This is a genomic window from Streptomyces sp. NPDC057654 (genome assembly GCF_042800135.1).
GTDB lineage: Bacteria > Actinomycetota > Actinomycetes > Streptomycetales > Streptomycetaceae > Streptomyces.
Genome location: NZ_JBHVHQ010000555.1, coordinates 1 through 5782, shown reverse-complemented (window position 1 = coordinate 5782; position 5782 = coordinate 1). Strand labels below are relative to the sequence as shown.

At 73.2% G+C, this 5782-nt stretch carries 5 protein-coding genes and 1 pseudogene; 2 read left to right on the top strand and 4 right to left on the bottom strand.

Annotated elements, in window-relative coordinates; genetic code table 11:
- Positions 1-500: bifunctional 4-hydroxy-2-oxoglutarate aldolase/2-dehydro-3-deoxy-phosphogluconate aldolase (gene eda / locus ACFU99_RS30490; protein ID WP_384398141.1), on the top strand; the 500-nt coding region annotated here is incomplete at its 5' end.
- A gap of 324 nt (positions 501-824) precedes the next feature.
- Here eda and ACFU99_RS30485 read toward each other — a convergent pair.
- From ACFU99_RS30485 to ACFU99_RS30470, 4 genes are all read right to left on the bottom strand, one after another.
- Entirely contained in the window at positions 825-1973 is a 1149-nt protein-coding gene (locus ACFU99_RS30485) for a bifunctional RNase H/acid phosphatase (protein WP_384398139.1), read from the bottom strand.
- Positions 1974-2717, bottom strand: coding sequence for a zinc ribbon domain-containing protein (locus ACFU99_RS30480; protein ID WP_384398143.1), 744 nt, complete (start codon positions 2715-2717; stop codon positions 1974-1976).
- A 13-nt stretch (positions 2718-2730) separates the two neighbouring features.
- Complete coding sequence (locus tag ACFU99_RS30475; RefSeq protein ID WP_384398137.1) at positions 2731-3570, bottom strand: Nif3-like dinuclear metal center hexameric protein; 840 nt, start codon at positions 3568-3570, stop codon at positions 2731-2733.
- Positions 3571-3648: 78 nt separating this feature from the next.
- Complete coding sequence (locus ACFU99_RS30470) at positions 3649-4692, bottom strand: ABC transporter substrate-binding protein (RefSeq protein ID WP_384398135.1); 1044 nt, start codon at positions 4690-4692, stop codon at positions 3649-3651.
- Between the two features lie 201 nt (positions 4693-4893).
- On the opposite strand from ACFU99_RS30470, the pseudogene ACFU99_RS30465 reads away from it, so the two are divergent.
- Positions 4894-5782, top strand: a pseudogene (locus ACFU99_RS30465) (hypothetical protein); the annotation flags it as partial.

Here is a 5782-nt window from a genome sequence, read left to right as displayed (position 1 = left end):
TGACCCTGCGCACCGAAGCCGCGCTCGACGCGATACGCGCGATGACGGCCGAGGTGCCGGAGGCGGTGGTGGGCGCGGGTACGGTCCTCAACGCCGCCCACGTGGACGCCGCCGTGGAGGCGGGCTCCCGCTTTCTGGTGAGTCCGGGCTGGACGCCGAGCCTGCTGGAGTCGATGCGGGCGTCCGGCGTCCCGTTCCTCCCGGGGGTCTCGACCACCTCGGAGGTGGTGACGCTGCTGGAGCAGGGCGTCACCGAGCTGAAGTTCTTCCCGGCCGAGGCCGCGGGCGGCACGGCCTACCTCAAGTCCCTCGCCTCGCCCCTCCCCCAGGCCCGCTTCTGCCCCACAGGCGGCATCGGCCTCACCTCCGCCCCCGCCTACCTCGCCCTCCCCAACGTCGGCTGCGTAGGCGGCACCTGGATGCTCCCGGCCGACGCGCTCCGCGCGAAGGACTGGGCCCGGGTGGAACAGCTGGCCCGCGAGGCCGCGACGCTGCGCTGAGCAAGCCCCCGAACGACCACGGGGAGCCGCGGACCGCCCCGAGGCACCGGCCTCCCCAGAGACACCCGGGCGGCGGCCCGCACCGGGGCACGGACCATCCCGGACGCGCCGGGCGCCGGACGGCCACGAGAGGGACAAGCCGCGACGGGGCCGTCGGACCCGGACCGTACGCGACGGGCGCCGGACTGCCGCGGAGGCGCCGGTGGTGGCCGGACGGCTACGGGAGGCGGCGGGCCGCACCGGCCCGCTCAGGCGCTGCGGCACCGGGGCGCACCCGCACGTCAGCGTCGACGTCGACGCGAAGCACCCCCAGGGGCGCGCAGCTCACCGCAGGTGACCGGTGTCGTTGAGCAGACGGACCGACGCGTTGCCGTCCCCGTAGTACGCCACCGCCGACAGCGAAGCCGCCGACAGTTCCATCTTGAACAGGGACTCCGGCGGCGCGCCCAGCGCGAGCCGTACCAGCGTCTTGATCGGCGTCACATGGGTGACCAGCAGGACCGTACGCCCCGCGTACCGGGCGATGAGCTTGTCGCGTGACAGCGCCACGCGTCGGGTGACCGCGGCGAAGCTCTCGCCGCCCCCCGTGGGAGCGGCCTTGGCGGAGCCGAGCCAGGCGTCGAGGTCGTCGGGGTGGCGTTCGCGCACCTCGGCGAAGGTCAGGCCCTCCCACGCGCCGAAGTCGGTCTCGCGCAGGCCGTCGTCGATACGGACGTCGAGGCCGAGCCGCGCGGCGACCGTCTCGGCGGTCTGCCGGCAGCGGCGCAGGGGCGAGCTGACGACGGCCTCCACGGTGCCGCGCGCGGCGAGCGCCGCGGCGGTGGCCTCCGCCTGGCGGCGGCCCGCGGCGGACAGCTCGGGGTCGTCGCCGCCGCTGCCGGAGAAGCGCTTCTGCGGCGTGAGGGCCGTCTCCCCGTGCCGCAGCAGGACGAACGTGGCGGGCTTGCCCAGATCGGCGGAGGCGCCCCAGCCGACGGACACGGCCTTCGTCTCGGCCTGGGGCTCGGCCCCGCCCTCCGCGGAGGAGGCGGCCGATGAGTCGCTCGCGCTCCACTGCCTCCCGGCCTTGCCCGCGTCCATCGCCTCGTTCGCGAGCCGGTCCGCGTGCTTGTTCTTCTCGCGCGGGATCCACTCGTACGTCACCCGAGACGGCGGGAAGACCGCCCTCGCCTCGGCCGCCAGCGGCCGCATATCGGGGTGCTTGATCTTCCAGCGGCCCGACATCTGCTCGACGACGAGCTTGGAGTCCATGCGGACGGCGACCGTGGCCTCCGGGTCGAGCGCCTTGGCCGCGCGGAGCCCGGCGATCAGCCCCTTGTACTCCGCGACATTGTTCGTGGCCGTGCCGATGTACTCGGCGGCCTCGGCGAGCGCCTCGCCCGTCGCCGGGTCGAGGACGACCGCGCCATAGCCCGCGGGCCCCGGGTTGCCCCGGGACCCGCCGTCGGCCTCGACGATGAAGCGATGCGCCACTTACAGCCCCGAGTCGGACGTACGGACCAGGATGCGGCGGCAGTTCTCGCACCGTACGACCTCGTCGGGGGCGGCGGCCCGTACCTCGTTCACCTCGGTGATGTTGAGCTCCAGGCGGCAGCCCTCGCAGCGGCGCTGGAAGAGCTTGGCCGCGCCGACACCGCCCTGCTGGGCGCGCAGCTTGTCGTAGAGCTTCAGCAGGTCGGCCGGAACGGACCCGGCGACGACCTCGCGCTCCTTGGTGACGGTGGCCGCCTCGCCGTCGATCTCCTCGAAGGCGGCGTCGCGGCGCGCGGTGGCGTCGTCGACCTTGGCCTGTACGGACTCGACGCGGGCGGTCAGCTCGCCGACCCGCTCCTGGGCGGACTCTCGGCGCTCCATGACCTCCAGGACCACGTCCTCCAGGTCGCCCTGGCGCTTGGCGAGGGAGACGATCTCGCGCTGGAGGTTCTCCAGGTCCTTCGGCGAGGTGATGGCGCCGGAGTCGAGGCGCTGCTGGTCGCGGGCGGCGCGCTGGCGCACCTGGTCCACGTCCTGCTCGGCCTTGGTCTGCTCGCGGTCGGTGTCGCTCTCCTCGGTCTGCGCGGCGACGAGGAGGTCGCGGTGCTGGGCGAGGTCGGCCTCCAGGGTCTGGATCTCGGCGTGCTCGGGCAGCGACTTGCGCTTGTGCGCGAGCTGCGCGAGCCGCAGGTCGAGGGCCTGGACGTCGAGGAGGCGGATCTGGTCGGCGGGCGCGGCGTTCAGTGGAAGCTCCTGGTTATTCGTTGGGGGACGTGGACGCCGCGTGGGCGGTCCAAGGGTCGGTGACCGTGCGGGAGACATGGGTGCGCAGGTCCCAGCCGTGGCGGTCGGAGATCTCGTCGAGCTGGGCGGCGGCCTGCTCGGTCCAGGGCCACTCGGTGGCCCAGTGGGCGGCGTCGACGAGGGCCAGCGGGCTGTGCTGCCGGGCCTCGGAGGCGGGGTGGTGGCGCAGGTCCGCGGTGAGGTAGGCGTCGACGCCGGCGGCCCGTACCTCGTCGAAGAGGGAGTCGCCGGAGCCGCCGCAGACGGCGACCGTGCGGACGGTGCGCTCCGGGTCGCCCGCGACGCGGATGCCCTGGGCGGTGCCGGGGAGCCGGGCGGCGGCGCGGGCGGCGAACTCGCCCACCGTCTCGGGGCGGTCGAGCGCGCAGATCCGGCCGAGCCCGCGGCGGCCCTCGGGGTCGCTCGCGTCGGGCACGAGCGGGCCCGTGACCCGCAGGTCGAGGGCGCCGGCGAGGGCGTCGGAGACGCCGGGGTCGGCGCGGTCGGCGTTGGTGTGGGCCACGTGCAGGGCGATGTCGTTCTTGATGAGCGTGTGCACGACGCGCCCCTTGAACGTGTCCGCCGCGACCGTCGTCGTGCCGCGCAGATAGAGCGGGTGGTGGGTCACCAGCAGATCGGCGCCGAGCTTCACGGCCTCGTCGACGACGTCCTGTACGGGGTCGACGGCGAAGAGCACGCGGCTCACGGCGGCATCGGGGTCGCCGCAGACCGTGCCGACGGCGTCCCACTGCTCGGCCCGCTCCGGGGGCCACAGGGCGTCGAGGGCGGCGAGGACTTCAGACAGTGCGGGCACGGGTGGAAGGTTACCTCTCACCCGCGCCCGTATGCCCGGCCGTGCGGGTCCGTCCTGCGCGAGGGGAACGGGCCCGGCCTACTTGACCAGGTAGCCACGGAGGTCGTCGAGGACGGAGTCGGCCGCCGTGACGCCGAGGCCCAGGAACCAGGTCTCGTCCTTCACGTTCTTCGCGTGCCCGTCCTTGACCGCCTTGAGGTTCTTCCACAGGGGGTTGCCCTGGGCCGCGTCCTGCTTGGTGGCCTTGGGGTCGCCGTAGACGCCGGTGAAGATCCAGTCGGCGTCGGCCTTGTTGATGTTCTCCGGGCTGATCTGCACGGCGAGGTCGTCGACCTGCTGGTTCGCGGGCCGCGGCAGGCCGGTGTCCTTGAGGATCGTGCCGATGAACGACTGCTGCGCGTACAGCCGCGTGAACTGCGGCATGTAGCGGAGCATGCTGATCGTCGGCTTCTTCCCGCCCTTCGCGCTCTTCGCGATGTCGTCGCCGAGCTTCTTGGCCTTGGCCTCGTAGCCGTCCAGGTTCTTCTTCGCCTCGGCGGTCTTGTCCAGGGCCGCGGCGTTGAGCAGGTAGTTCTGCTTCCACGTGAAGCCGGGGCGGATGGAGAAGACGGTGGGGGCGATCTTCGCGAGGTCCTTGTAGTTCTTCTCCGCGCGCAGCTTGCTGCCGAGGATCAGATCCGGGTGGAGCGCGTTGATCGCTTCGAGGTTGAGGTTGTTGATGGTGCCGATGTTCTTGGGGTCGCCGGCGTTCTTGAGGTAGCCGGGGATGCCCTGGCTGCCCTCGGTGGGCGCGTAGCCGACCGGCTTCATGCCGAGCGAGACCACGTTGTCGAGCTCGCCGACGTCGAGGACGACGACCCGCTTGGGCGCGGCCTTCAGCTCCGTGGTGCCGAGCGCGTGCTTGATGGTCCGCGGGAACTGGCCGGGCTTCGCGTCCGTGCCCAGCTTCGCCGTCTCCTCGGCGGCCTTCCCGAAGTCCTTGCCGCCCTGGGCGACGGCCTTGGAGCCGTTGCCGCCGTCCTTGCCGCCCTTGCCGTCGTCGGAGGACCCGCAGGCCGCGAGCGAGAGCGCGGCGACCGCGGAGAGGGCGACGGCGGCGGCGCCGCGACGGCGTATGGGCATGACGTGCTCCTGTACGGATCTGTAGCTATGGCACCCACTTAGGCACGCCTTACCTTAAACGCGGGCCCCAAGGGCAGCACAGCCACCCCCCACCTCTCAGGCAAATCGGTCGAGAGACACCCTTATGTGTGAATCGGTTCAACTCGCGTCCTTCGCCAGGAAGTGCGAAAACTACCTTCGGTGACGGAGGTGACTTCATTGATGACGGCCTGTGCACCAGAGACCGCCACAACCAGCAGCACACCGGGTCGCCCGGGGCTGACGATCGCCGCGGACGGCTCGTACGCGGCCCGCCTCGCGCTCGGCGGTCCGGCGGGCACGACCGGCGGCTGGTTCCCGGAGCGGTGGACGCTCACGGGCCCCGAGCCGTACGCCGTGCCGCTGCCCGGCAGCCAGCCCGAGGAGCCCGACAGCGAGGTCCTGCCGCTCACCGACGGGCGGGTGCTGATCCGCCGCCGCGTCGCCGAGCGGCACACCCTCACGCTGCTCTACCCGACCGGGCCCGGCACCGGCGAGGTGCCGCTCGGGGCCGTCGAATGCGAGCGGCTGACCCTGCTGCCGCCCGCCCCCGACGGCTCGTCCGTGTACGCGCTCGCCCCCGGCCGGCACGGCACCGACCTGTGGCTGGTGCACGGCGGCTCCTTCGGCCCCGAGCACGTCGCCGAGGTCCCCGGCCACTGCACGGGCGGCAGCTGGCTGGACCGTACGGGCCGGCTGCTCGCCCTCGACCGGGAGCTGGCGGGCCGGACGAAGGCGGTCGTCGTCGACCTGGAGCGGGGCGGCGAGACGAGCCCGCTGCTCCAGATCACGCGGGAGAGCGACGACCGGCTGCTGCTCGCCGACCCGGACAGCGGGCTGCTGCTCGTACGGTCCGACGCCCCCGGCGAGACGCGGCTGGGCTGGGGCGTCCTGGGGTCCATGCTCCCGGTGCGGTTCCCGGAGTGCCTGCGGGTCCCGGGCGGGACGGCGACGCCCTTCGCGGTGCAGCCCGGCCAGTCGCTGACGCCGGAGGCGTGCGCCGTGGCGTTCCGGATCGACGGCACGGACACGCGCGGCGGCAGGGCGGCCGGTCCGTGGGTCGGCGTCTGGC

Bases quoted from the DNA above. Each gene is read 5' to 3' on its own strand.
- ACFU99_RS30470 (WP_384398135.1), bottom strand. From the start codon at position 4,692: ATGCCCATACGCCGTCGCGGCGCCGCCGCCGTCGCCCTCTCCGCGGTC.